We start from the raw sequence: 24,002 nt of genomic DNA, 5'->3' as shown, positions 1-24,002 counted from the left end.
TAACAGACAAGAGGAAGGAGGGCAAGTTCGATTTGTCAAAGCTGGTTTCCTTTTCACATGGTTTTGCGGAATGAAAATTCAGGAGAGTCAAAAATAAAATGACGGAGGTACAACGTATGGAACGATTTATTTTACAGCCAGCAAATAGGAAAGAAGCAGAGAAAGCAATGGCGTTGATCGATGAAGCCAAAGAGTTCTTAAAATCGCAGGGCATTGACCAGTGGCAGACCGGATACCCGGATATGGAAACCATCATCGGGGACCTGGCGCATGGGCGGGGATATTTTATCGAGGAGGGTTCTGACGCTGCGGCATACCTCTGCATTGATTTTGCGGGTGAGGCGTCCTATGAAACGCTGCAGGGCAGCTGGAAAAGCGATCTTCCCTATGCGGTAGTCCACCGTATGGCAATATCCGGGGCTTACCGTGGGCATGGTATAGCAAGTATTGCGTTTCAGCTCATTGAAGAGCTGTGTATTCAAAATGGAATTTACAGCGTTCGGGTTGACACCGATGAGAAAAATGCTATTATGAGGCATGTCTTGGAAAAGAACGGTTTTGACTACTGCGGAACCATATGGTTTGATAACAGTGTCAAATATGCTTATGAAAAAATGCTTAAGAGGGATGCCGGCGTCAATGGAGCAGTTTAATTCACATTGGCTGTCATCGCCTCCATCGCAAGTCCAAACAGAACTAAAAGACAGGCAGGTACCGTATGTGTGTACCTGCCTGTCTTTTAGTTCTGTTTTCGGACAGCTTATGCTGCTGCATCAGACATCAGGTAAAGTCACAAAAAATTCACAGAATCACGTGAAATAAATGACATTCATACCTGTTTTGTTAATGTTGAATTAATCTTCAACCTTTAATATTAGGAATCAGTTGAGTAAACCAGCAAAGGAGATTGGATATGAGCAAGAGCAGGAAAATAAAGATAGGCATTGCAGCCGGAATCATTGTCATACTGGCTGTGGCTATGATTGTAATGAAGGGAGGAAAAAAAGCAAAGGGCGGCATGCCTATGGGACAGGAGGCTTCTGTCACAGTGGTGAGGGCAGAACAGCCGTCCTCCGGCGATATTATCCTTACCACAGGGCTTACCGGCACAGTGGAGCCTTCTGATGTGGTTCATATCTATGCAAAGGCAGCAGGTGACGTCACGGCGGTATATGTGAAGGCAGGGGACATGGTGACACAGGGCCAGGTCCTGTTTGAGATTGATACAGAGCAGGTGGAGACGGCAAAGAACTCCATGGATGCTGCATCTGTATCCCTTTCAGAGGCCCAGAGCAACCTGAGAAGAATGCAGATTCTTTACAGCGGCGGCGATTTGTCTGAGCAGGAATACGAGCAGTATGTCAATGCGGTGAAGTCCGCGCAGCTCCAGTATGAGTCCGCTAAACTGGCTTACGAAAGACAGGTGCAGTACAGTTCCGTCACCGCTCCTATCAATGGGAAGATTGAAAGCTTTGACGTGGAGGTGTATGACAGGGTGAGCCAGTCCCAGGATTTGTGCGTGATTGCCGGCGAGGGAGAGAACATAGTCTCCTTCTATGTGACCCAGCGCATGATGCAGAACGCCAATGTGGGCGATGAGCTGGAAATCCAGAAGAACGGAACTACATACAAGGCATATATCAGCGAAATAAACTCCATGGTTGACAGGGATACAGGGCTGTTCAAGGTAAAGGCCCAGATTGAAAACACACAGGAGATTGCAGCCGGAAGCACGGTGAAATTAAATCTTGTGACGGAACGGGCACTGGATACAATGGTGGTTCCCATTGATGCCATCTATTACAGCGGGGGCAATGCCTATGTTTATCTGTACCAGGACGGCACCGCATCCATGGCCCAGGTGGAAGTGGGACTGGAGGACGAGGAACATGCCCAGATTCTTTCCGGCCTGTCAGCCGATGACATGGTTGTGAGCACATGGAGCTCCAACCTGTATGAGGGGGCGAAAATACGGTTGAGGGATGAGGTGCAGCCAGGAGAAGAGGCACAGTTTAGAGAAGAAACACAAGCCGGAGAGAAAACCCAGTCCGGAGAAGAGTTTCAGTCCAGAGAAGAGTTCCAGTCCGGAGAAGGGAACCAGTCCGAGGAAGAAACACAGGCCGGAGAAACAGCAGCACCCGGCGGGGAAGACAGCAAACATGCAGCATCACAGGCGGAACAGGAGGCATAACCCATGGGATTGACAAGGTTTGTATTAAAACGTCCGGTGGCCACGGTTATGGCATTGCTTTGCCTTCTGGTATTCGGTATTTCTTCCGTTTTTAATGCCACGCTGGAACAGATGCCGGACACGGATCAGCCCATGCTGATTATCATAGCGTCTTATTCCGGGGCTGGTCCTGAGGATATAGATGAACTTGTGACCCAGCCCATAGAAGACCAGGTGGGGACCATAGAGGGCGTGAAAAGCATGAGCTCCACTTCCAGCGAAAACAGGGCCATGATTATGCTGGAATATGATTACGGCACCGATATGGATGACGCATATAATGATTTATCCCAGAGTCTGGATGCATTGAGCCGCCAGCTCCCTGACGACGCGGAGACCTCTGTCATGGAGATGAATAACAATGCGGGAACCACCATGATGCTTTCCATATCAAATCCTTCCCAGGAGGATTTGTACGATTATGTGGACCAGACCGTGGTGCCTTTGCTGGAACAGATTTCCTCTGTGGCAGAGGTGGAGGCCATGGGCGGTAAGTCGGAATATTATAAAATTGAGCTTCAATCCGATGAGATGGCCCAGTATCAGGTGACCATGAGCGACGTGTCCACTGCTATGAGCACGGCAAATCTTTCCTACCCATCCGGCGATGCTGTATCCGGAAAACTGGAGCTTTCTGTTTCAACGTCCCTGGAGCATGAGACCATAGAAGCTCTGAAGGAAGTCCCCATCACCACCTCCAGCGGAAAAATTGTGTATCTGGAGGACATTGCCAAGGTTTATGAGGCAGAGGAGAGCCGGGGAGGTATCTCGCGCTACAACGGCCAGGACACTATTTCCATTTCCATCACCAAGCAGCAGAGCAGCACGGCCATGGATGTGTCATCCGAGGTCCAGGAGGTTATCGAAAGCCTGGAGGCGGACGACGAGAACCTGAATATCAGGATTGTCAGGGACAGCGCGGACAGCATTCTCAGCTCCCTTAAGGATGTGGCCCTTACCCTGGTGCTGGCAGCCGTGATTTCCATGATTATCATATTCATTTTCTTTGGGGACTATAAGGCGTCCCTGATTGTAGGAAGCTCCATACCTACCTCTATCCTGGTGTCCCTGATTCTGATGACCAGCGCCGGTTTTTCTCTGAACATCATTACCATGAGCGGTCTGGTGCTGGGCGTGGGCATGATGGTGGATAACTCCATCGTGGTGCTGGAGAGCTGTTTCAGGGCCATCGAGACAGAGGAGGACAAGGGCCTTCTGGGATATGCCAGGGCTTCCCTGTCAGGTACAAACATTGTGCTACAGTCCATTTTGGGCTCCACGGTGACTACCTGCGTGGTTTTCCTGCCGCTGGTATTTCTGCAGGGTATGTCGGGACAGATGTTCGGCTCCATGGGATACGTTATCGTGTTCTGTATGCTCGCCTCCTTTTTGTCGGCTATTACCATTGTTCCCCTTACATATATGGCGTATAAGCCCCAGGAGAGGATGCAGGCGCCGATGTCGCGGCCAATGGAGCGGATACAGAACGGATACCGCCGCATCATGCCCGGACTTTTAAACCACAAGGCCATTATCATGATTGCATCTGTAATCCTGGTGATTGCAGCCTATTTTCTGGCCAGCGGGATGGAAACCGAGCTTATGACCGCGGACGATACGGGAACGGTCAGTGTTTCCATCGAAACAAGGCCGGGGCTGCTGTCGGAAAATGCCGACGCCATGCTGCTGCAGGCAGAGGAGATTGTCCAGGGGCATCCGGATGTGGAATCCTACATGCTGCGCTATAACAATGACAGCGGTACCATAACAGCCTATCTGAGGGACAACAGGGATATGAGCACCGACGAGGTAGTGGAGCAGTGGGAGACAGAGATGGCGGATCTGGATAACTGTACGGTGACAGTGGAGGCATCCTCGTCCATGAGCTTCATGAGCAGGAACCGGGGATATGAAGTCATCCTTAACGGAACAGATTACGACGAGCTCCAGGAAGTCAGCAACAAGATTGTTACCGAGATGACGGCCAGGGACGATGTGATGAACGTCCATTCCAGCATAGAAAATACAGCGCCTGTGGTTACCGTGAAGGTGGACCCGGTACTGGCGGCAGCGGAGGGGCTTACTGCATCCCAGATTGGTTCCCAGGTAAAGCAGATGATGGACGGCGAAGAGGTGACCACCCTGGATGTGGACGGCAGGGAGGTCAGCGTGATGGCTGAGTACCCGGAGGATGAGTACCGCACGGTCAGCCAGATGAAGGATATTATACTCTCCAAGCCTTCCGGAGGCTATGTGGCCCTGACGGATGTGGCGGAAATCTATTATAAGGACAGCCCGGCTTCCATTTCCAAGACGGATAAGGCATATGAGATAACCATTACAGCAGATTATACAGGGGGAAATGTCCAGTCCGCCATAGACAGCGAGGTCATAAACCCCAACTTAAGCGGCACCATCAAAAGGGGCGTCAACTCCATGAACCGAATGATGCAGGAGGAATTTGCAGCCTTGTACCAGGCGATTGCCGTTGCTGTGTTCCTGGTATTTGTGGTACTGTCAGCGCAGTTTGAGTCACCGAAGTTTTCCTTCATGGTAATGACTACCATACCATTCAGCCTCATTGGCTCCTTCGGGCTTTTGCAGATTACGGGGGTCAGCATCAGTATGACGTCTATCCTGGGCTTCCTGATTCTGGTCGGCACTGTTGTTAACAATGGTATCCTCTATGTGGATACAGTGAACCAATACCGCATGACCATGGATTTAAAGACAGCCCTCATTGAGGCCGGCGCCACACGTTTAAGGCCCATTATGATGACCAGCCTTACCACCATCCTTTCCATGATTCCCATGGCCCTGGCCATAGGGGACAGCGGTTCCACCACCCAGGGTCTGGCCATTGTTAACATCGGCGGACTCAGCGTGGGCGTGGCGGTGGCTCTGTTCATACTGCCAATCTACTATGCGCTTATGAACGGTGATAAGAAACGGGTTGTACTGGATATTTAAGAAAGAGGTGTCAATCATATGAAACATGGAAAAATAGGGGCAGGATGCCTGGCAGTGGTATTGTGCCTTGGCACCATGCCGGTGACGGCATGGGCCGGCACCCCGGAGTTTGCCTATACCGCAGAACAGTGGGCTTCCCTCAGGGATAATCAGCTGGAATTCACAGAGATAGCGGATTTGATTCATGTATACAATAACACGGTGATCCAGAACCAGCTGGAGTATGAGGATTTCCGGGGCGAGGACGCGGACGATATCGCGGATGATTACTATGATGCCGCCGATGATATATACGGAAGCCTGGAATATCCTGATTCGTCGGATTCAGATTATGCCAGCCGCCTTTCCTCCTATCTGAGCAGCCAGATTCAGGCAGATAATCTGCGGGAGCAGGGAGACGACAATGTGGAGGACGGGGACGTCAAAAAGCTGGAATATGACAAGACAGAGGCAGGTCTGGTGAAGGAGGCCCAGGAGCTGATGATAAGCTACTGGAGCCAGACATACAGTCTGGAGAGCCTGGAACAGAATAAGATACAGGCCCGGTCCTCCTATGACCAGACGCTTAACCGCCTGAGTGCGGGTATGTCTACCCAGGCCCAGGTGCTGTCGGCCCGGGAGGCCGTCACATCGGCAGATGCATCCCTGCTGTCGGCCCAGAGCAGTCTGGGGCAGACAAAAGAAACTCTCTGCCTTATGCTGGGATGGACCTACGGGGCGCAGGTGGATATAGGGGATGTGCCGGAGCCGGACCTGGAGGGAATGACAGCCATTAACCTGGAGGAAGATGTATCCAGGGGAGTGGAAAATAACTACAGCCTTAAAATACTTGAAAAGAAAATAGCCAATGCAAAAAGCGGCACCAACAAAACCAGTCTGGAACAGAGCTTAAAGAGCCAGAAGGAGACAGCTGCTTCCAGCATAAAGAATGCATACGAGAGCATGATGATATCCAAATCCGACTATGAGCAGGCCCTTAATACGTATGAAATCGAGGCGGCAGCCATGGCGGCGGCGGAGCGGAAAATGGCAGCCGGAACCACGACAAGGAACGATTATGTAACACAGCAGACCGCCTTTGCCGCGGCCCAGGTCAATGTGCGCACACAGAAGTTGGCCCTGCTTAAGGCCCAGTTGGAATACCGTTGGTCGGTGGACGGACTGGCGTCTGTGTCATAGGATGTGAGCATATGGGAGACGGAATAGAACCGTGTAAAGCACAGGAAATGGCAGAACGAAACGAGGTGGGACAGAAATGAGAAACCGCAGTGATATAAAGGAGAGCGGCAGGAACAGGGGGGACATAATAACGGGAAATACAGAAACGGGAAACACGCAGACAGGAAACACCCAAAAGGTTAAAATAGTTCTTCTGGCAATGGTACTGTGCCTGTGGGGAGCCGGCGGCCGGACTTCCTATGCAGCTCAGGACACATCTCAGGACATATCTAAGGATATATCCCAGGCCGGAGCAGCCAGCACCACCCCGGAAACCGCAGGGAATACAGCGGGTGCCATAATCATTGAATACGGCAATCTGAGGGAACTGCTGAAACAGGGGAACCTGTCTTTAAAAGAGAGCATAGAGGATTATGAGGACAATATAAACGCCTACCAGGAAATATGGGACACCCTTAAGCGGGAGCAGGACAACATGGAGGATAAGGCGGAGGACATGGACGATGAGGACAGCCAGACAGCCGGAATCTATGCCTCCAATGCCGCCATGTTAAAATCCTCAGCCAGCCGTATATACAGCCAGCTGGATATCATGACCAGTGAAAAGAGCACCCGCAGCCTGGAAAAATCCGCGGATACCTTTACCATGACAGCTCAGACACTGATGAATTCCTACAACCAGATGGTGCAGAACGTGGAATACCAGGAAAAGCGGGGTGAGTCCTTACAGGCCGCCTTTGAGGCCATGGGGAGAAAGCAGGCAGCCGGTTCCGCCACCCAGGCCCAGCTGAAGGAAGCGCAAAAAAACCTGGACACTGCCAAAAATTCGCTGGAATCCCTCAGGCTCCAGGCCAGTCAGCTGCGGCAGCAGCTTCTTACCATGCTGGGGATTGAGGACAGCAGCCAGGTGGTCATAGGAACCGTACCGGAGCCGGATATGGCCGCCATTGAAGCCGTGGACTATGAGAGCGATAAGATCAGGGCCATGGGAAATGACAAGAGCGTGCAGAATGCCCGCCACACCTCAGCCAGCAGTACCACTGAAATAAATATCAGATTCAAGCTGGTGGATGAGGCGGAGGGGACAAAGGAGGCAGCGTTTTTGGCTTCCTACCAGAACCTCCAGGCCAGCAAGACAGCCTATGAGGCGGCCCTCACTGCCTTTCAGAGCGCCCAGCTGACCTACGAAGGACTCCAGAGAAAGCAGCAGGCCGGACTGCTGACAGGCACGCAGTACCTGGAGGGCCAGGCATCCTATCTGGAGAAAAAGGCAGCAAAAGAGACCGCTGCCATGAACCTGACAGCGGCCTATGAATCATATTGCTGGGATGTGAAAGGAATCAGTCAGACGTGATATGTCTGGCAGGGATCCGAACGGTTACCTCCGTGCCTTTGCCCAGGGTGCTGGTGATGGAGAGGCCGTAGGATTCGCCGTACAGGCTCTTCAGCCTTAAGTTGGTATTGTAGATGCCGATATGGCCGGAAAAGGCGGTGTGCCTGGGGCTGGCGGAGGAGCCGGTGCCGGCATTCACATCATCCTTTAAAGTATCAAGCGTTTCAGGCGGTATGCCTGCCCCGTCGTCAGAGATGATGAATACAATATCATCTCCCTCTGGCCAGCCGGTTAGCAGGATACTGCCTTTTTTTTCTTCCTTCATCATGATTCCGTGGAGAAAGGCATTTTCCACAATGGGCTGGAACGTCAGCTTGGGGATTGTGTACTCGCAGAGTTCTTCCGGCACATCCACCACAAAGGCCACACAATTGTCATACCGCATGTTCTGGAGACGCACATAAAGGCTTACATGCTCCAGCTCCTTCTCAATGGAGTTCATCAGCTCCCTGCGGCTCAGAGTCAGTTTATAAAAACGGGACAGGATCTGGACTGCTTCCGTTACTTTCTCGCTCTGCCCGGTCTGGGACAGCCAGTTAATCATATCCAGGGTATTATAGAGAAAATGGGGATTGATCTGGGCCTGAAGGGCGCGGAATTCCGCCATCCGAAGCTCATCCGAAGCCTTTTTCTGGCTGTCCATTAAGGTGATGATTTCTTCTGTCATGTAGTTGTAGGTATCGGAGAGCACACCAATTTCGTCGCAACCCGTGTCAGCCACATCCATGGGCTGGGGCGGGCCTGTGCGCACCGTCTCCATCTGCAGGGCCACACCTATGATGCGGTCCGCAATGGAACCCGACAGTCGGAAGGCAGTGTACAGGGCCAGGGCGGTGAACAGCAGGTAAATCATGGCAAAATGCGTCATCAGCGCCTTTCCGGCGTCTCCGATATGGAGGGCAGGAATAATGGACATCATGTACCAGTCCGTGTCCGCGATGGGAAAATAGGCGACATAGGCAGAGCCGTCCAGATAGGAAACAAGGGAAAAGGTCTTTTCCTTTCCCACCCGCTGCTCCAAATCACGGCGGGGAATGAAGTATTTCCCGGCCAGGCCCATATCTGAGGCGGACACAATTACATCCCGCTCATTAACCAGAAAGGCAGCCTCATCCGTGACCGTGGCGTCGTTGCGCAGCACCGTCTCAAAGGCAGGTCCGGACAGATACAGGGCCACATAGGCGGAGGCATTTTCAATGTCGGACACAGTACCGCCTTCATAGGTATAAGGGATTCGGGTAATATAGGCCAGCTTTCCGCTCTTTCCCGTCTCGTCCGGTGTCAGGTACAATTCCGGGCACAGCAGGCGCGACTGCTGTGAGGTGCTGAAAATGCCGTACCAGTAGCTGCTGCTGACGGAAGAAACCGGGTTAAACAGGGCATTCCCTATCTTGTTGTACTGCATCAGGTCCCCGTACACGCTGTCATCATAATAAATCTTCACATCCATAATCATGGAATGGTCCGTAATGCTCTGCACCAGGTGGAACAGGCTGTTCATCTTGGAGGTGGAGATATCCCGGGTACTGGCCTCTGATCTGGGTACCCGGAACAGATCCTGTACCATCATGGAGCCGGTGATGGTGTCAGAGGCGTGCCCCACATGGGAAACGAGACTCTCGATGGAGGTCACGGTCTGTGCGGACAAAGCCTGCTCCGAGCGGATGCTGTCATCCATAACAATGCCGTAAATGCGCAGGTAAAGAAAGCCTGACAGTACGGCGGTGGGCAGCAGAACCAGGATGATGTGCGATATGACAAGCTTTGTTTTCAGGCGCATGTCATAGGTATAATGGTGAATTAGCTTTGTGAACGGGTTTTTCATGCAAGCATTTTCTCCCTGTATTCAGAAGGGGACAGGCCCACGATTTTCTTAAAGGTCTTGCTGTAGTAATTGCCGTCGCTGTATCCTACCTTGGAGGAAATATCGGCAATCTTGTATCTGGGATCGCTTAAGAACTGCTTGGACATCTTGATGCGGTAATCCGTCAGGTACTGGTTTAAGGTCTGTCCTGTCTCATTTTTAAAAATAGTACATACGTAGCTGGATGAAAGGCGGACGTATTCGCTGACATCGGGCACGGAAAGGGACAGGACCGCATAGTTCTTATGGATGTATTCCTTTATCTGGAATACCACCGGATTTCCCACGCTGTTTCCACGAAGGCGCTCAAAGAACAGGCGCACCTTTGCCGCCAGAAGGTCGTTGAGCTCCCTCAGGATGGTGCAGTTCATAACCCCTTCCCAGATGGATTCAGACTCCAGTCCTTCCTTCTGCCACAGGGAAATATAGCTTCCCAGGCCGTGTTCGTCCAGCTTGCTGAAATACTTGTAATAGATATCCTTTACCTGGCTGGGGCCAATCATGTCGTTTGGCACAAAGGATTCGTACAGCCGCCTGACGATGTCCAGGGCTTCCTCCTCCTGCTTTTCGGACAGGGCCATGGAAAATTCCAGAAGGAGATCTGCCGGCGGCCGGAAAACAGCTGTTTCCATATTGCGGGTCAGTATGAATCCGTAGTCGTGGAAAAATGCCTCCTTCAGATGTTCGCTGGCTTCCTGGTAAGATAGATGCGCGCGGTCCATTCCGCTTACAACCGGGCCAAGAGAAATGAAAAAGGGACATATCTTAATAAGCTTTTGGGCCAGGAGACCGGCGCAGTCGTACAGGGTCTTGTCCGCGGGACGCACCGGGGAGTGGAGGAAAACAATAATGCGGTGGTCCCCCCTCAGCACATAGGCCTGGGATATGTCCATGGATGTGAGATACTCCATAAAATAATCCCTGATTCCGTCCATCTGTTCCTCCGGCAGTGCGGATAAGGGAGTGACACAGTCAATGATAATGCAGCAGAAGCAGGTGGTATGGGTGATAGAAAGACCCAGGTCCGCCGCCAGCTGTCCTGCCTTTATAAGACTTTCCTCCTCTGGCTGGGACAGCAGGAGGCTCAGATGGCCCAGCTGTTCCTTTTCCTGAAGCCTTGCTGCTGCCTGGCTTATTTTCTCGTTCCTGCTGCTGTCCACTGCCTCCTTTACGGCTGAGGCCAGTTCCTCCATGTCAAGGGGTTTTTCCACATATCCCAAAGCCTTCAGTTTGATAGCGGCTTTCAGGTATTCCTTGTCGGAATAAGCGCTCATAAAGATGATACTGGTCCCGGGCAGCTCCTTTAAAATCCGTTCCGCCATCTGGACCCCATTCATCCTGGGCATCCGGACGTCTGTGAGCACAATATCCGGGCGCTCCTCAAGGGCGGTTTTAAGGCCGTGTATGCCGTCGTCCTCTAACAGTACCTGGCTGATGCCAAGGCTCTCCAGGCCCAAGCTGTCCCGGATTCCCTCACGGGTCAGTTTTTCATCATCAACAATCAGAAGTTTCATCTATCATCATCCATCCTTTTCTAAAAGGCAGTGATTTGTATACAATAATCAATACCGATACAACTATTGTATCAAGAAATCATAAATTTGCAACGGAAATGGACAAAATACGACATTAGGTATATACTGGGAAAAAACAGCAGGAAGGCGGGAACGGCAGGGTGAAAGGAAAAAATTGGGCTTGGATAGCGGGGGCGGTCATGATGACAGGCGTGTTGTTCCTGTTTTCCTGCCAGAGCAGCCAGTTTAACAGGGGAAAATACGCCATTATCATGAAATCCAGAAACAACTGGTACAATGAGCTGGCCAGCGAAGGGTTTAAACAGACGGTGGAGGATGCCGGCAAGAACTGTATTGTGCTGTACCCCGACCACCCCTCTGCCCAGGAGCAGATACATCTGATACAGAACCTTATCGACGAGAAGGTGGAGGCCATTGCCGTGGCTGCCAACGATGAATATGCCCTGACTCCGGTCCTGACCCAGGCCAGGGAAAAGGGAATCTCCGTCATCACCCTGGATGCGGATGTGGAGGCGGGAAGCCGCAGTATTTACATAAGCCCGGTGGATGCCAGGGAGCTGGGCAAGGAACTGGTCAGGGAGGTGGACCGTATATGCGGTCACAGCGGCCAGTGGGGAATCCTGTCGGCGGGAAGCCGTTCCGCCAATCAAAACGAGTGGATATACATGATGAAGCAGGAACTGCAGAACCTGGAGTACCGTGACCTGCGTCTGGTGGACATTGCCTACGGGGAAGGGGAATATGAAAAGGCGGCTGAGAAGGCAAATCTGATGCTGGAGACTTATCCTGACCTGAAGGTAATGTGCTGCCTGTCCACGGAAGGAATCAAGGCAGCGGCTGATGTGGTGAAGGCGCGGGGCCAGGCCTCAAAGGTAAAGGTCATCGGCCTGGGACTTCCAGACCAGATGGAGGACTATGTGGGCAGCGATCCTGAGGATATCTGCCCGGTACTTTACATATGGAACCCCATGGACCTGGGAAGGGTGGCAGGGTATGTGTGCCTGGAGCTGTCTGAGGGACGTATTGAGGAGAGGGGGGACCAGGAGCTGCTTCTGGGAGGCAGGACATACCCCATGGATTACGGTCATGACGGCGGGCTGGAGGTCATAGCCGGAGAGCCCATAAAGGTGGATTCGGAAAATATTGGTTACTGGAAGGACCAGATTTAGATGATATAAGGATAATATTTGAAAATATTCCATGAGATAGAAAAATATTACCATGGAAATCCAGTACCTGAACGTGGTATTATAAATATGTCGGAAGACAAACAAAAGATAACGTTAGCAGGCATTGTCAGATGCGGACTTACCAGTAAGTACCATCCCCCAAGTATCTGACAGTGATACTAAATAAAATACCATACGGAGGTGAACAACATGAAACGTATCCTTGTTAAGTTTGACCAGGCAGACCAGATTATCAATTTTGTAAGAATCATGAACCGTTTTGAGTGCGATGCAGATGTGAAATGCGGCAGCCGTATGGTTGATGCAAAGTCTATTGTAGGTGTATTATCACTGGCAAAGTCCAAAACCGTAGAACTGATTCTTCACACAGATGACTGTGACCAGTTGATGGAGGAAATCGCTCCATTTGCAGCATAGTCAGATATCAGATACACTTTCCTTGATTTCTACATATAAAGAACCGGGTCCGCAGCAGATGCTGCGGCCCGGTTTTTTGTGCGCCAGAGAGCGTACGTTTTCTTTTTCTTACTCGTTTTCCTTTAAGGAGAAGCTGTCAATGATATTGTTCATGCTTCGTTCAATGTGGTGCTCCATTTCCTTTCGCACCAGATAGGGATTGCAGGACTGGATGTATTCCAGGATGTTCCTGTGTTCCCTGATGGAGAGAATCTGATGGTCCTTGGCTGAAACGGTTTTTCCAAAGGAACTTCCATTCCACAGTGAGGAGAGGGTGGAATACATCTTACTGTTGTCGGCAGCCTTCCATATGGAGGTATGGAGATTCTGGTTATAGGACTGATACTCGTCATCTGTGAAATTTTCTCCCAGGCTTTCGATGTGGACCTGGGATTCCATCAGTTCCGATACGTCAAAATGTCTCAGGGTGGCCCTGACAGCGGCCTCCCCTTCTAATAATGATCTCATCTCAAAATGCTCACGGATTGTTTTGGTGGTGATTCCTTTTACAATCGCCCCTTTATTCATTCTCAGCAGAATCAGATTTTCGGAGGAGAGAATCTGAAATGCTTCACGGACCGGCGTCCTGCTGACACCCAGGTTATTGGCTATGTCTGTAAGGGACAATTCTTCCCCTTCTTTAAACTCGCCTGACAGAATCGCCTTGCGAAGAATGGAAGCGATTCGGATGCGCGTGGGCATTATTTCCAGCGAATCCAGCTTTTTCATTTGTTTCACCCGCTTTTCTTAGAATAAAGCTATTTTAGCATACAAACCCAAAAGAGTCAAAACTTAGTTGCGTTGGTAAATGAAAAAGTGCACATAAAAATTAGTGATATTAGCCAAAATATAAAAATAATATACAAAAGTAATTGAAATTTCATCGAAAGTATGATAAAACTACAGTAAATCGTATACGATATACGATATTCAGAGGAGGCGGCATGTATCGCACGTAAGCGTCTGAAAGACAGACGCCAAGTGCTCATAACGAGGAGGATATGGGAATGAAGTGGAACAATCATCATGTATCAGATATCAAGATGGCTTACATAGGAGGGGGATCCAAGGCATGGGCGTGGAAACTGATGGCGGATTTGGCCCTGGAGCCTGCGCTGGACGGGACGGTCTGGCTCTATGATATAGATGCCAGGGCAGCTGAGGAGAACCAGATCATCGGCAGCCAGCTTAAGGAGAGAAAAGAGGCCGCAGGCCGGTGGGATTATAAGGTGGCATATTCCTTAAAGGAGGCGTTAAAGGGCGCTGACTTTGTGGTAATCTCCATTCTGCCGGGGACCTTTGAGGAAATGCGTTCCGATGTACACCTGCCGGAACGGCTGGGCATCTACCAGTCGGTGGGGGATACGGCGGGTCCGGGCGGTATGGTCCGCGCCCTTCGCACCCTGCCCATGTATGAGGAGATTGCGCTGGCTATCAGAGAGTTTTGTCCCTTTGCATGGGTCATCAGCTATACCAACCCCATGAGCCTGTGCGTGGCCAGTCTCTATAAGACATTTCCTGAAATCAAGGCCTTTGGCTGCTGCCATGAGGTGTTCGGCACACAGAAGGTGCTGGCCGCCATTGCTTCGCAGGAGCTGGGGACAGGCCCCATTGACCGTAAGGATATTCATGTAAATGTATTGGGAGTCAACCATTTTACCTGGTTTGACGCTGCTTCCTATGAAGGCGCGGACCTGTTCCCTGTCTATAAGAAGTACATTGGGACACATTTTGAGGAGGGTTACGACGACCCTGACCGTCCATGGGAAAAATCCACCTTTAACTGCCGGCACAGGGTGAAATTTGATTTGTTTAACCGTTATGGACTGATCGCTGCCGCAGGAGACCGGCATCTGGCAGAGTTCATGCCGGGAAACACCTATCTCAATGACCCGGAGACAGTCAGGTCATGGAAGTTCGGGCTGACCACAGTGGACTTTAGAATCAGTCAGATGGAGGAACGCCTGGCCAGGAGAAAGCGCCTGATTCAAGGAGAGGAGCAGATGGAGATTGTTCCGTCCGGTGAGGAGGGGGTACAGCAGATAAAGGCTCTGGTGGGTCTGGACCGGATGGTGAGCAATGTCAATATGCCAAACAGCTTCCTGCAGATTCCCAATCTTCCAAAGGAGGCTGTGGTGGAGACAAATGCAGTATTCTCCCGTGACAGCATCAGGGCAGTGGCAGCCGGTCCCCTGCCGGAACCAATCAGGGAATTGATACTTCCACATGTACAGAATCACGGATACATACTGGAGGCAGCAGATACATATGACCGGAATCTGGTGGTAAAGGCATTTATGAACGATCCGCTGGTGAAGCACAAATGCCGGGATGAGGGTGAGATAAGGAAACTGGCAGATGACATGATTCATAATACAGAACGTTACCTTCCGGCCGGATGGAAATAAACGTATGGGGGATAAGAATGAAAAAAAAGAAGAAGGGATTCTGGAAACGCAATATAGGACTGGCATTTGTCATGCCCTGGCTGATTGGACTGTTGGTATTTAAGCTGTATCCCTTTGCGGCCTCCTTTATTTACAGCTTCCATTCCTACAATTTGTTCAAGACAGCCTCCTTTACCGGGCTGGAAAATTACAAGTACATCCTTGGGGATAAGCTGATTATCAAGGCATTCATACAGACCTTTAAGTACGCGTTTTTAACCGTGCCGCTGGAGCTTATGTTCGCCCTGTTTATTGCCTACATACTCAACAATAAGATACGGGGACTCAATTTTTTCAGGACCATTTATTACATTCCCTCCATACTGGGAGGGTCAGTGTCCATTGCGGTCCTGTGGAAGTTTTTGTTCAAGACAGAGGGCCTTGTAAACATCATGCTTGGGGCGCTGGGTATTCCGGCCTTTAACTGGCTGGGTAATCCCGACGGGGCGTTCTTTGTAATCGTGCTTCTGAGGGTGTGGCAGTTTGGTTCTCCCATGGTCATCTTTTTGGCGGCCCTGAAAGGGGTGCAGGGAGATCTTTACGAGGCAGCGGCCATTGACGGAGCGGGAAAATGGAAGCAGTTCTTTCAAATCACGGTTCCGTTAATCACACCTGTTATTTTTTATAACTTCGTGACCCAGCTGTGTCATAAATTTCAGGAATTCAATGGTCCCTTCATCGTGACCCAGGGAGGTCCGCTGCGCTCCACCACCCTGGTATCGCTTCTGGTCTATAACGAAGCCTTTAAGCGGAATGAGATGGGGCTGGCCAGCGCTATTGCATGGCTGCTTTTCCTGGTAATCATGACCTTTACGGCGGTGGCTTTTATCAGCCAGAAGTATTGGGTTTACTATGCAGATGAGGATGGGAGGTAGGCATATGAACAGAAAAGAAAAAGCACGTCTTAACCTGTTTTTGCGGTATCTCCTGCTGATTGGCCTGGGAATTGTGATGATATATCCCCTGTGCTGGATGATAGGAGCGTCCTTTAAGACAAATTCAGAGCTGTTTTCCAGTGCGGGAATCATTCCCATGGCGCCTACTCTGGACGGATACAGAAATGGATTTAAGGGTTACGAGGGCATGAACCTGCTGCATTTTATGGGGAATACATACAAGTTTGTACTGCCGAAAGTGGTGTTCACCGTTATATCCGCGGTAATTACATCCTATGGATTTGCCAGGTTCCGGTTTGTGGGCAAGAACCTGCTCTTCGTGCTGCTGCTCTCCACACTGTTTCTGCCACAGGTGGTCTTAAATGTACCTCAGTACATCCTGTTTAACGAGGTGGGATGGCTGAATTCCTATCTGCCGATTGTGATTCCTTCCATGCTGGCAGGGGATACGTTCTTTGTATATATGCTGATACAGTTTTTAAGGGGGATTCCCAGGGAACTGGAAGAAGCTGCGGAGATTGACGGATGTAATGTGGTTGAGAGACTGTGGTACGTGATTGTTCCCATGCTGAAGCCGTCTATCGTTTCATGTGCCCTGTTCCAGTTTATGTGGGCCTCCAACGATTTCATGGGGCCGTTGATTTATATTAATTCAGTGCGCAAATATCCGGTATCCATATTTTTGAGAATGTCCATGGATACAGAGACGGGATTTGACTGGAACCGGATACTGGCAATGTCGCTGCTGGCAATTATCCCGTCCCTGGCCGTATTTTTTATGGCGCAGGATTCGTTTGTAGACGGAATTGCAGCAGGCGGAGTAAAGGGGTAAAGAAAAATAAATAAAATTATAATGGGAGGTTACACATGAGAAAACGAGGAAAACAACTGGTTAGTCTGATTCTGGCGGGTGCCCTGGCAGGGTCCCTGGCGGGATGTATGCCCACACAGTCAAAGGAGACCGCAGCCGCTCCGGCTAAGACCCAGGATACAAAGGCGGCGGAAAACGCAGCCGGAGCAGACCCGGAGGCAGCCGGGGCAGACACAGAGGCGGCAGCTTCTGCTGACATGGAGGTAAACACCACAGACCCAATCACCCTGCGTTTTAACTGGTGGGGAGGGGATTCCCGCCATGAAAAGACACTTAAGGCCATCGAGGCATTTGAGGCCAAATATCCCAACATAACCGTGGAGGCGGAGTACGAGGCTTTTAACGGCCATGAGGAGAAGATATCCCTGGCCCTTAATGCGGGATCCGCGGCAGATGTGGTGCAGCTGAACATGGACTGGGTTTTTGCTTACTCACCCAACGGAGATACCTTTTATGATCTGAACAAGGTTTCCAATATCATTGACCTGTCTAATTATGATGATTCCGACAAGGCCTTTTATACGGTGAACGGAGCCCTGCAGGCCCTCCCTATCGCCAATACGGGCCGCGGTTTTATATGGAACAAGACAACCTATGATAAGGTAGGGGCAAAGATACCCACTACCCTGGACGAGCTGTATGAGGCGGGGGAGAAATTCGCGGCTTATGAGGATGGATCCTACTATCCCTTTGCCTGTGCGGATTATGTAAAGGTGCATCTCATGATTTATTATCTCCAGTGTAAATACGGCAGGGATTGGATTAAGGACAATGCGCTTCAGTACTCCAAAGAAGAAATCGCAGAAGGACTGAACTTCATCAAGGAGCTGGAAGACAGGCACATCATCCCTGATTCCGAGAAGCTGGCAGGGGAAGGCACCTCTGAACTTTTGGAGACAAGCGAGAGCTGGATTAACGGCCATTACGGCGGCGCCATGTGCTGGGATACCAATATTGCCAAGTATGTGGATGCGGTCACTGACGGCGAAATTGTGGTGGGCGATATGATTAATATGGGCGAATACCATGGCGGTCCCATTAAGGCATCGCAGGTTATTGCAATCACTTCCACTTCTGAGCATCCGGTGGAAGCTGCTGCCCTGATACAGTTCCTGTTTGGGGACGAAGAAGGAGCTGTTATCCTTGGAGACAGCCGCGGCATCCCGTGCAACAAAAATGCGGTTAAATATGTTGAGACTGAGGGAAGCCTGGTGGCTGAAATGAATGAGAAACTGATGGCATGGTCTGCCTTCAAGCTGGATATATTCACAGAGCGGGCTGCATTAAAGGCGCCTGACGGTGTGTATACCCTTGCAATCCAGTCTTTGAGCTATGGGGAAGAGGACGCTGCTGCCTGTGCGGATATGCTGATTGACGGAATCAACCGGGAAATAGAGACAGCAACTGCCCAGTAAGGGCAGGAAGGAACAGGAGAGAGATGCCGCAGAATGGGGAGATGCATTTTGCGGCATTCCCTTTTGTAAAGGACATCATATGAAGATAACAGATGTAAGACAGGAATATTTCAGATGGGAGAAAAGCCGTCCCATCACCAACGGAATGCATACCTACACCCACTGCGGCCTGGCGGTTATCACAGTGGAGACAGACCAGGAAATTACAGGATACGGCCTTTCCGGTCCGGTACTGGGCATAAATCCTTTCATGATGGTGGATGAGCTGAAAGACCGGTTGATTGGACAGGATCCTATGCGCACGGAGTGGCTTTGGGATAGACTCTATGTGCCTAAGCTTACAGGGCGCAAGGGAATCAGCACCAGAACGATCAGCGGTATTGACATGGCCCTTTGGGATATCAAGGCCAAGTCACTGGGACTGCCGCTGTACCGGCTCTTGGGGGAATACAGAAGGAGCGTGCCTGTTTATATTGCCGGCGGATATTATGAACCTGGAAAAGGAATCGCGGATCTCCAGAGAGAGATGGAGGGTTATATGGAACAGGGGGTCTCAGGCGTCAAGATGAAGGTGGGTGCCCTGAGCATCCGTGAAGATGCTGCCAGGGTAAAGGCTGTGCGGGAAGCCATAGGCCCCCGGGCCCTGCTCATGCTGGATGCCAACTGTGCGTATTCCAGCCACAGGGCAGTCCAGTTTGCCGGGCTGGTGGAGGAATACGATATCTACTGTCTGGAGGAACCGGTGGCGCCCCATGATTACGGCGGGATGAAAAGGCTGGCGGACAAGACAGTGATTCCCCTGGCGGCCGGGGAGAATGAGTATACCAAATGGGGCTTTAAGGAGCTGATTGACACCGGAGCTGTTCCAATCTTAAACCCGGCGCCTTTCCTCATGGGCGGCGTCACGGAGTTCTTAAAGACAGCAGCCCTGTCCCAGGCCCACTGTCTGGAGCTGGCGCCCCATGGGGACCAGACCATCAATATTTCCCTGGGAGCGGCAGTGGGCAATGTGTCCTATATTGAGTATTATCCTCCGGCATACGATGAGGTGTGGCAAAATGCGTTCAATGACTCCCTGGAGATTGACAGGGAGGGGAGGCTGCCGGCCCCGGAACGTCCGGGAATCGGCTTTGAGCCTGACTACAGTGTGTTGGACAGATTCAGAATCATATAAGCAGGACAGGAGAAAAAAGCAGGACAGGAGAAAAGGATATGCATGCGATAGAGAAGATATTGGCAAAGCACAGCGGCCGTGACCGGGTGGTCAGCGGGGAAATCATAACGGCCGACATTGATTTTGCGGAGATTAACGACCTGTATCTCCAGACCATCTATTCCTTCCGGGAGATGGGAGGCGAGAAGGTATGGGACAGGGACAAGGCGGCCTTTGTGTTTGACCACTATGCGCCCTCCCCCACCATTGAGGCGTCCCGCAACCACAGGGAGATGCGCCTGTTCAGGCAGGAGCAGGGACTTACCCATCATTTTGACATCAACGCGGGTATCTGCCATCAGGTTATGCCTGAGGCGGGCCTGGTGTATCCCGGCATGATTCTGGTGGCAACCGATTCCCATACCACCACCCACGGCGCGTTCGGATGCCTGGGAACAGGCATTGGGGCCACGGATATGGCCACGGTCCTGATAACCGGAAAACTCTGGTTCAGGGTGCCGGAAATCATACGGATACACCTGGAAGGCATGCCGGGAAGCCATGTGCTTCCAAAGGACGTGATTTTGTATATCATAGGGAAAATGAAGGCGGATGGGGCAGTGTATAAGGCTATCGAGTTCACCGGCTCCTATGTGGAACAGCTGGATGTGGCTGGGCGCATGGTGCTCTGCAACATGGCGGTTGAAATGGGGGCAAAGACAGCTTACATGGAGCCCAACCAGGCGGTTTTGGACTATGTGGCAGGCCGGACCAGCCGCCCGTTTACGGTGGAGCAGACGGACGGTGATTTTGAATATGAGGAAACCTATGTCTTTGATATAAGCGGACTGAAGCCCCAGGTTTCCATGCCCTCCAGCGTGGATAATGTGGGTGCGGTGGCCCTGGCGGGCAGGGTCCGCATTGACCAGGCATTTGTGGGAGCATGTACCGGCGGACGTGTGGAGGATATAGGAGAGGCTGCCCGCATACTGAAGGGGCGCACAATTGCCCCCCATGTCCGTATGGTTGTGATTCCGGCATCCGCTGAAGTACTTAAAGAATGTATTGCAAAGGGCTTCCTGGACACCCTCATAGACGCGGGAGCCACCATATCCGCGCCTGGATGCGGTCCCTGTCTCAGCGCCCACCAGGGAGTCCTGGCCGCAGGAGAGGTGTGCGTTACCACCTCCAACCGGAATTTTCCGGGCAGGATGGGGAGCAGGGATTCCGCCGTATATCTGGCGTCGCCAGCTACCGTGGCCATGTCTGCGCTGACCGGATATCTGACCGATCCGTCCTGGGAAAATCAGGGGCAGGCAGAGAGACGGGAAACAGAAGCAACCGGGAAAGGGGAGTGAGAAAATGAAGGAAAAATTTGCAGGCCAGGCCCTGGCCCTGGGAAATAACATTGATACGGACCAGATTTATCCTGGCCGTTACCTGGCCCTTACCAATCCGGAGGAAATCGGCAGCCACTGCCTGGAAGGCGTGGATGAGGGGATTGCCCGAAATTTTCCAAAGGGAGGAATCATTGTGGCGGGCACTAATTTCGGGTGCGGATCCAGCAGGGAGCATGCAGCCATTGCCCTGCTTAACATGGGAGCAGGGGCGGTGGTGGCCGAATCCTTTGCAAGGATTTTTTACCGCAACGCCATCAATCTGGGCCTTCCGCTGCTGGTGTGCAAGGGTATCGGAGGAAAGGTGGAGAGCGGCCAGAACCTGGAAATCAATATGACGGCAGGGGTACTTAAGAATCTGGATACAGGGGAACAGCACCAGTGTGAAACAATCGGGGAATACGCCATGTCCATTCTGGAAGCAGGAGGCATCAAGCCATTGTTTATCAAGCGGATAAAAGAGGAGGGCCATGACAGCTGAACGATATATCAGTCAGTATGCAGAAGAGTTCATGAAACTGGACAGGAAGTTCTGGAACTATGAGGACGGCTGTGTCCTCACTGGCCTGGAGGCCATGTATAAGGCCACAGGCAGGAAACGCTATGCAGAGGCGGTAAGGGTGTTTCTGGACCGGTACATATGCCCTGACGGCAGGATACGGTGGTATGACCGGGAGGAGTACAGTCTGGACAAGATTCCGTCCGGCCGCGGCCTGCTCTTTCTGTATCGAGAGACAGGGCAGGAGAAGTACCGGCTGGCAGCAAAGCAGCTTATGGAGCAATTGCGGCGTCAGCCCAGGACAGAATCCGGAAGTTTCTGGCATAAGAAGATATATCCCCGCCAGATATGGCTGGACGGCCTTTATATGGCGGCGCCCTTTTACCTTCAGTATGAGATGGAGCTGGGGGATAAAAAGAACTGCGCAGACATCATAAAGCAGTTTGAAAACGCCAGGCGGTTCCTGTACGATGAGTCAGCCAGCCTGTATATCCACGCATATGATGAGGGAAAATGCCAGTTCTGGGCCGACCCTGAGACGGGGCGTTCCCCGAATTTCTGGTCAAGGGCAGAGGGCTGGTATCTGATGGCACTGGCAGACTGCTGTTCCATATTGCCAAGGGGGTCAGAGGACTGGCAGTACCTGGCCGGTTTGTGGAAGGAAGCCATGGAGGGAATGCTCCGGTATCAGGACCAGGAAAGCGGTCTGTTTTTCCAGCTGACGGCCCTGGGAAAGACACCGGGCAATTATCTGGAGACGTCTGCCTCGGCCATGGCAGCGTATTCCATTTATAAGGGATATGAGATGGGAATATTTAACAGGCAGACAGTCCAGCGGGCGGACCTTATCATGATGGCTCTGGAGACAGAGAAGCTGAAGCTCAGAAACGGATGCCTCCACCTGGAGGGAACCTGCGCAGGCGCAGGCCTGGGACCGGCTGACCGGCCGGAACGGGATGGAAGTGTTTCTTATTATCTGGGAGAAGCAGTTGTCTCAGATGAGCAAAAGGGCGCGGCTGCCTTTATGCTGGCTTACAGCCAGTGGGAGGTCCGCAGAAGAAGTATACAGGATACGGAGGTAACAGGGATGGTAAAGCTAAACGATGTGTATGAGCTGCGGCACAGGGCTGTGGAGGAGATAGAGCTTGGTTATGGTACAGGCACGGAAAAGGTAAAAATCCCCAGAGACGCCATTGCCCATATCCTGACTCCCCATAAAAAAGAGATGAGAGCGCCGGAGGAAGAGATTATTGAGAGGGCTCTGGATTCCCCCATAGGCACAGAACGGCTTGAAAAGATGGCATCAGGGAAAAAGGATGTGGTCATCATTACAAGTGACATCACCCGTCCCATGCCTTCCTGGAGGGTGCTTCCCCATGTGTTGAAACGGCTGGAAAAGGCCGGAGTCAGCCGCTCCCATATCACTGTGGTGTTTGCCATGGGGACCCACAGGAGACATACGTCAGAGGAGATGCGGCATCTGGCGGGGGACGAAGTATATAATACTTGCAGATGCATGGACTCGTCCGAATGCAGCTTTATTCATATGGGAGAGACAAAGGCCGGCACACCGGTGGACATAGCGGATAAGGTGGCGCATGCTGACCTGAGAATATGTCTGGGCAATATTGAATACCATTTTTTTGCCGGTTATTCGGGCGGAGCAAAGGCAATCATGCCGGGCGTTTCCACCATGCAGGCCATTCGGAAAAACCACAGCAGGATGATTCACCCCATGGCAAAGGCGGGAACCCTTGAAGGGAATCCGGTGCGGGAGGACCTGGAAGAGGCGGCAGGTATCTGCGGCGTGGATTTCCTTTTGAACGTGGTTCTGGACGAGCATAAAAATGTGATTCACGCTGTGGCAGGTGAGCTTAAGGAGGCCCACAGACAGGGATGCAGGTTCCTGGACGGGTTTTACCGTATGGAGATCAATGAGCTGGCAGATATCGTGATTGTATCCCAGGGAGGGGCTCCAAAGGATCTGAACCTGTATCAGACACAGAAGGCCCTGGCCAATGCGGAGCAGGCAGTACGTCAGGGAGGCATCATCATTCTGGCGGGCGCCTGTCCGGAAGGATTGGGGGGAGCTGTGTTTGAGCAGTGGATGCTGGAGGCAGAGGACCTGGACAGCATACTAAAACGGATACAGAGGGATTTCCAGATTGGCGGACACAAGGCTGCTTCCTTTGCCAGAGCGTTAAAACGGGCCAGGATATTTCTGGTGTCAGGCATTGACAGGGAACTGGTGCGCGATATTTTCATGGAGCCTTTTGACCATGTGCAGGAGGCATATGACGCGGCGGTAAAGGAGATGGGACCGGGGGCCAGGGTGATTGTGATGCCCTACGGCGGTTCCACTTTGCCGGTACTGTCCGGAGACGGGAATGGCGAAACCGATGGGAGGAAGGATTAGCAGACAGGAATGTGAACAGGCAGGGCATTTGAAACAGGCAGGGCATTTGAAACAGGCGGGGCATTTGAAGCAGAATGCCGCTGCCTGTTTT

At 51.7% G+C, this 24,002-nt stretch carries 18 protein-coding genes; 15 read left to right on the top strand and 3 right to left on the bottom strand.

The window, feature by feature from the left end:
• The first annotated feature begins 116 nt into the window (after positions 1-116).
• From CGC65_RS19940 to CGC65_RS19920, 5 genes are all read left to right on the top strand, one after another.
• Positions 117-653, top strand: coding sequence for a GNAT family N-acetyltransferase (locus CGC65_RS19940; RefSeq protein WP_002565155.1), 537 nt, complete (start codon positions 117-119; stop codon positions 651-653).
• Between the two features lie 260 nt (positions 654-913).
• Complete coding sequence (locus CGC65_RS19935) at positions 914-2,191, top strand: efflux RND transporter periplasmic adaptor subunit (RefSeq protein WP_002565154.1); 1,278 nt, start codon at positions 914-916, stop codon at positions 2,189-2,191.
• Between the two features lie 3 nt (positions 2,192-2,194).
• Positions 2,195-5,200: an efflux RND transporter permease subunit gene (locus CGC65_RS19930; RefSeq protein WP_002565153.1), complete on the top strand. Its 3,006-nt coding sequence runs from the start codon at positions 2,195-2,197 to the stop codon at positions 5,198-5,200.
• A gap of 18 nt (positions 5,201-5,218) precedes the next feature.
• Complete coding sequence (locus CGC65_RS19925; RefSeq protein ID WP_002565152.1) at positions 5,219-6,379, top strand: TolC family protein; 1,161 nt, start codon at positions 5,219-5,221, stop codon at positions 6,377-6,379.
• 76 nt (positions 6,380-6,455) lie between these two features.
• Positions 6,456-7,733, top strand: a complete 1,278-nt coding sequence (locus CGC65_RS19920; protein WP_002565151.1) for a TolC family protein — start codon at positions 6,456-6,458, stop codon at positions 7,731-7,733.
• On the opposite strand, the gene CGC65_RS19915 is transcribed toward CGC65_RS19920, so the two are convergent.
• On the bottom strand, positions 7,720-9,597 hold the full coding sequence (locus CGC65_RS19915; protein ID WP_002565150.1) for a sensor histidine kinase: 1,878 nt from the start codon (positions 9,595-9,597) through the stop codon (positions 7,720-7,722). The two genes, CGC65_RS19920 and CGC65_RS19915, sit on opposite strands and share 14 nt — an antisense overlap.
• Positions 9,594-11,150 carry a response regulator gene (locus tag CGC65_RS19910; protein WP_002578292.1) on the bottom strand — a complete coding sequence of 519 codons (1,557 nt, stop codon included), beginning with the start codon at positions 11,148-11,150 and terminating at the stop codon, positions 9,594-9,596. The genes CGC65_RS19915 and CGC65_RS19910 overlap by 4 nt, the downstream gene beginning before the upstream one ends.
• Positions 11,151-11,350: 200 nt before the next feature.
• On the opposite strand from CGC65_RS19910, the gene CGC65_RS19905 reads away from it, so the two are divergent.
• Both CGC65_RS19905 and CGC65_RS19900 read left to right on the top strand, forming a co-directional pair.
• Positions 11,351-12,340 carry a substrate-binding domain-containing protein gene (locus CGC65_RS19905; protein ID WP_038281552.1) on the top strand — a complete coding sequence of 330 codons (990 nt, stop codon included), beginning with the start codon at positions 11,351-11,353 and terminating at the stop codon, positions 12,338-12,340.
• 210 nt (positions 12,341-12,550) lie between these two features.
• A complete protein-coding gene (locus CGC65_RS19900) occupies positions 12,551-12,778 on the top strand; it encodes an HPr family phosphocarrier protein (protein ID WP_002565147.1) in 228 nt (75 codons plus the stop codon).
• 108 nt (positions 12,779-12,886) lie between these two features.
• On the opposite strand, the gene CGC65_RS19895 is transcribed toward CGC65_RS19900, so the two are convergent.
• Positions 12,887-13,546 carry a GntR family transcriptional regulator gene (locus tag CGC65_RS19895; RefSeq protein WP_002565146.1) on the bottom strand — a complete coding sequence of 220 codons (660 nt, stop codon included), beginning with the start codon at positions 13,544-13,546 and terminating at the stop codon, positions 12,887-12,889.
• Between the two features lie 278 nt (positions 13,547-13,824).
• Between CGC65_RS19895 and CGC65_RS19890 the strand changes: the two genes are divergently transcribed.
• The 8 genes from CGC65_RS19890 (at position 13,825) to larAH6 (ending at position 23,911) form a co-directional block, all read left to right on the top strand.
• Positions 13,825-15,225 carry an alpha-glucosidase/alpha-galactosidase gene (locus tag CGC65_RS19890; RefSeq protein ID WP_002565145.1) on the top strand — a complete coding sequence of 467 codons (1,401 nt, stop codon included), beginning with the start codon at positions 13,825-13,827 and terminating at the stop codon, positions 15,223-15,225.
• A 17-nt stretch (positions 15,226-15,242) separates the two neighbouring features.
• Positions 15,243-16,139, top strand: a complete 897-nt coding sequence (locus CGC65_RS19885; protein ID WP_002565144.1) for a carbohydrate ABC transporter permease — start codon at positions 15,243-15,245, stop codon at positions 16,137-16,139.
• Between the two features lie 4 nt (positions 16,140-16,143).
• Complete coding sequence (locus CGC65_RS19880) at positions 16,144-16,992, top strand: carbohydrate ABC transporter permease (RefSeq protein WP_002565143.1); 849 nt, start codon at positions 16,144-16,146, stop codon at positions 16,990-16,992.
• Positions 16,993-17,027: 35 nt separating this feature from the next.
• The gene (locus CGC65_RS19875; RefSeq protein WP_002565142.1) at positions 17,028-18,446 is read left to right on the top strand and encodes an ABC transporter substrate-binding protein; all 1,419 of its coding nucleotides are present in this window, start codon (positions 17,028-17,030) and stop codon (positions 18,444-18,446) included.
• A gap of 79 nt (positions 18,447-18,525) precedes the next feature.
• Complete coding sequence (locus CGC65_RS19870) at positions 18,526-19,620, top strand: mandelate racemase/muconate lactonizing enzyme family protein (protein WP_002565141.1); 1,095 nt, start codon at positions 18,526-18,528, stop codon at positions 19,618-19,620.
• 38 nt (positions 19,621-19,658) lie between these two features.
• Entirely contained in the window at positions 19,659-20,957 is a 1,299-nt protein-coding gene (locus CGC65_RS19865) for a 3-isopropylmalate dehydratase large subunit (protein ID WP_002565140.1), read from the top strand.
• 4 nt (positions 20,958-20,961) lie between these two features.
• On the top strand, positions 20,962-21,477 hold the full coding sequence (locus CGC65_RS19860) for a LeuD/DmdB family oxidoreductase small subunit (RefSeq protein ID WP_002565139.1): 516 nt from the start codon (positions 20,962-20,964) through the stop codon (positions 21,475-21,477).
• Positions 21,467-23,911, top strand: a complete 2,445-nt coding sequence (gene larAH6, locus CGC65_RS19855; protein WP_002565138.1) for a nickel-dependent malate racemase, LarAH6 family — start codon at positions 21,467-21,469, stop codon at positions 23,909-23,911. Before CGC65_RS19860 ends, larAH6 begins: the two co-directional genes overlap by 11 nt.
• Positions 23,912-24,002 lie beyond the last annotated feature (91 nt).

The organism is Enterocloster bolteae (assembly GCF_002234575.2).
GTDB lineage: Bacteria > Bacillota > Clostridia > Lachnospirales > Lachnospiraceae > Enterocloster > Enterocloster bolteae.
Note: the sequence above shows the minus strand (reverse complement) of the source record. Positions and strands in the feature narration are given on the sequence as shown.

Coding starts and splice junctions, on each gene's coding strand:
- CGC65_RS19895 (WP_002565146.1), bottom strand. CDS start 13,546: ATGAAAAAGCTGGATTCGCTGGAAATAATGCCCACGCGCATCCGAATC.
- CGC65_RS19935 (WP_002565154.1), top strand. CDS start 914: ATGAGCAAGAGCAGGAAAATAAAGATAGGCATTGCAGCCGGAATCATT.
- CGC65_RS19905 (WP_038281552.1), top strand. CDS start 11,351: ATGATGACAGGCGTGTTGTTCCTGTTTTCCTGCCAGAGCAGCCAGTTT.
- larAH6 (WP_002565138.1), top strand. CDS start 21,467: ATGACAGCTGAACGATATATCAGTCAGTATGCAGAAGAGTTCATGAAA.
- CGC65_RS19940 (WP_002565155.1), top strand. CDS start 117: ATGGAACGATTTATTTTACAGCCAGCAAATAGGAAAGAAGCAGAGAAA.
- CGC65_RS19880 (WP_002565143.1), top strand. CDS start 16,144: ATGAACAGAAAAGAAAAAGCACGTCTTAACCTGTTTTTGCGGTATCTC.
- CGC65_RS19865 (WP_002565140.1), top strand. CDS start 19,659: ATGCATGCGATAGAGAAGATATTGGCAAAGCACAGCGGCCGTGACCGG.
- CGC65_RS19860 (WP_002565139.1), top strand. CDS start 20,962: ATGAAGGAAAAATTTGCAGGCCAGGCCCTGGCCCTGGGAAATAACATT.
- CGC65_RS19900 (WP_002565147.1), top strand. CDS start 12,551: ATGAAACGTATCCTTGTTAAGTTTGACCAGGCAGACCAGATTATCAAT.
- CGC65_RS19875 (WP_002565142.1), top strand. CDS start 17,028: ATGAGAAAACGAGGAAAACAACTGGTTAGTCTGATTCTGGCGGGTGCC.
- CGC65_RS19870 (WP_002565141.1), top strand. CDS start 18,526: ATGAAGATAACAGATGTAAGACAGGAATATTTCAGATGGGAGAAAAGC.
- CGC65_RS19915 (WP_002565150.1), bottom strand. CDS start 9,597: ATGAAAAACCCGTTCACAAAGCTAATTCACCATTATACCTATGACATG.
- CGC65_RS19920 (WP_002565151.1), top strand. CDS start 6,456: ATGAGAAACCGCAGTGATATAAAGGAGAGCGGCAGGAACAGGGGGGAC.
- CGC65_RS19930 (WP_002565153.1), top strand. CDS start 2,195: ATGGGATTGACAAGGTTTGTATTAAAACGTCCGGTGGCCACGGTTATG.
- CGC65_RS19910 (WP_002578292.1), bottom strand. CDS start 11,150: ATGAAACTTCTGATTGTTGATGATGAAAAACTGACCCGTGAGGGAATC.
- CGC65_RS19890 (WP_002565145.1), top strand. CDS start 13,825: ATGAAGTGGAACAATCATCATGTATCAGATATCAAGATGGCTTACATA.
- CGC65_RS19885 (WP_002565144.1), top strand. CDS start 15,243: ATGAAAAAAAAGAAGAAGGGATTCTGGAAACGCAATATAGGACTGGCA.
- CGC65_RS19925 (WP_002565152.1), top strand. CDS start 5,219: ATGAAACATGGAAAAATAGGGGCAGGATGCCTGGCAGTGGTATTGTGC.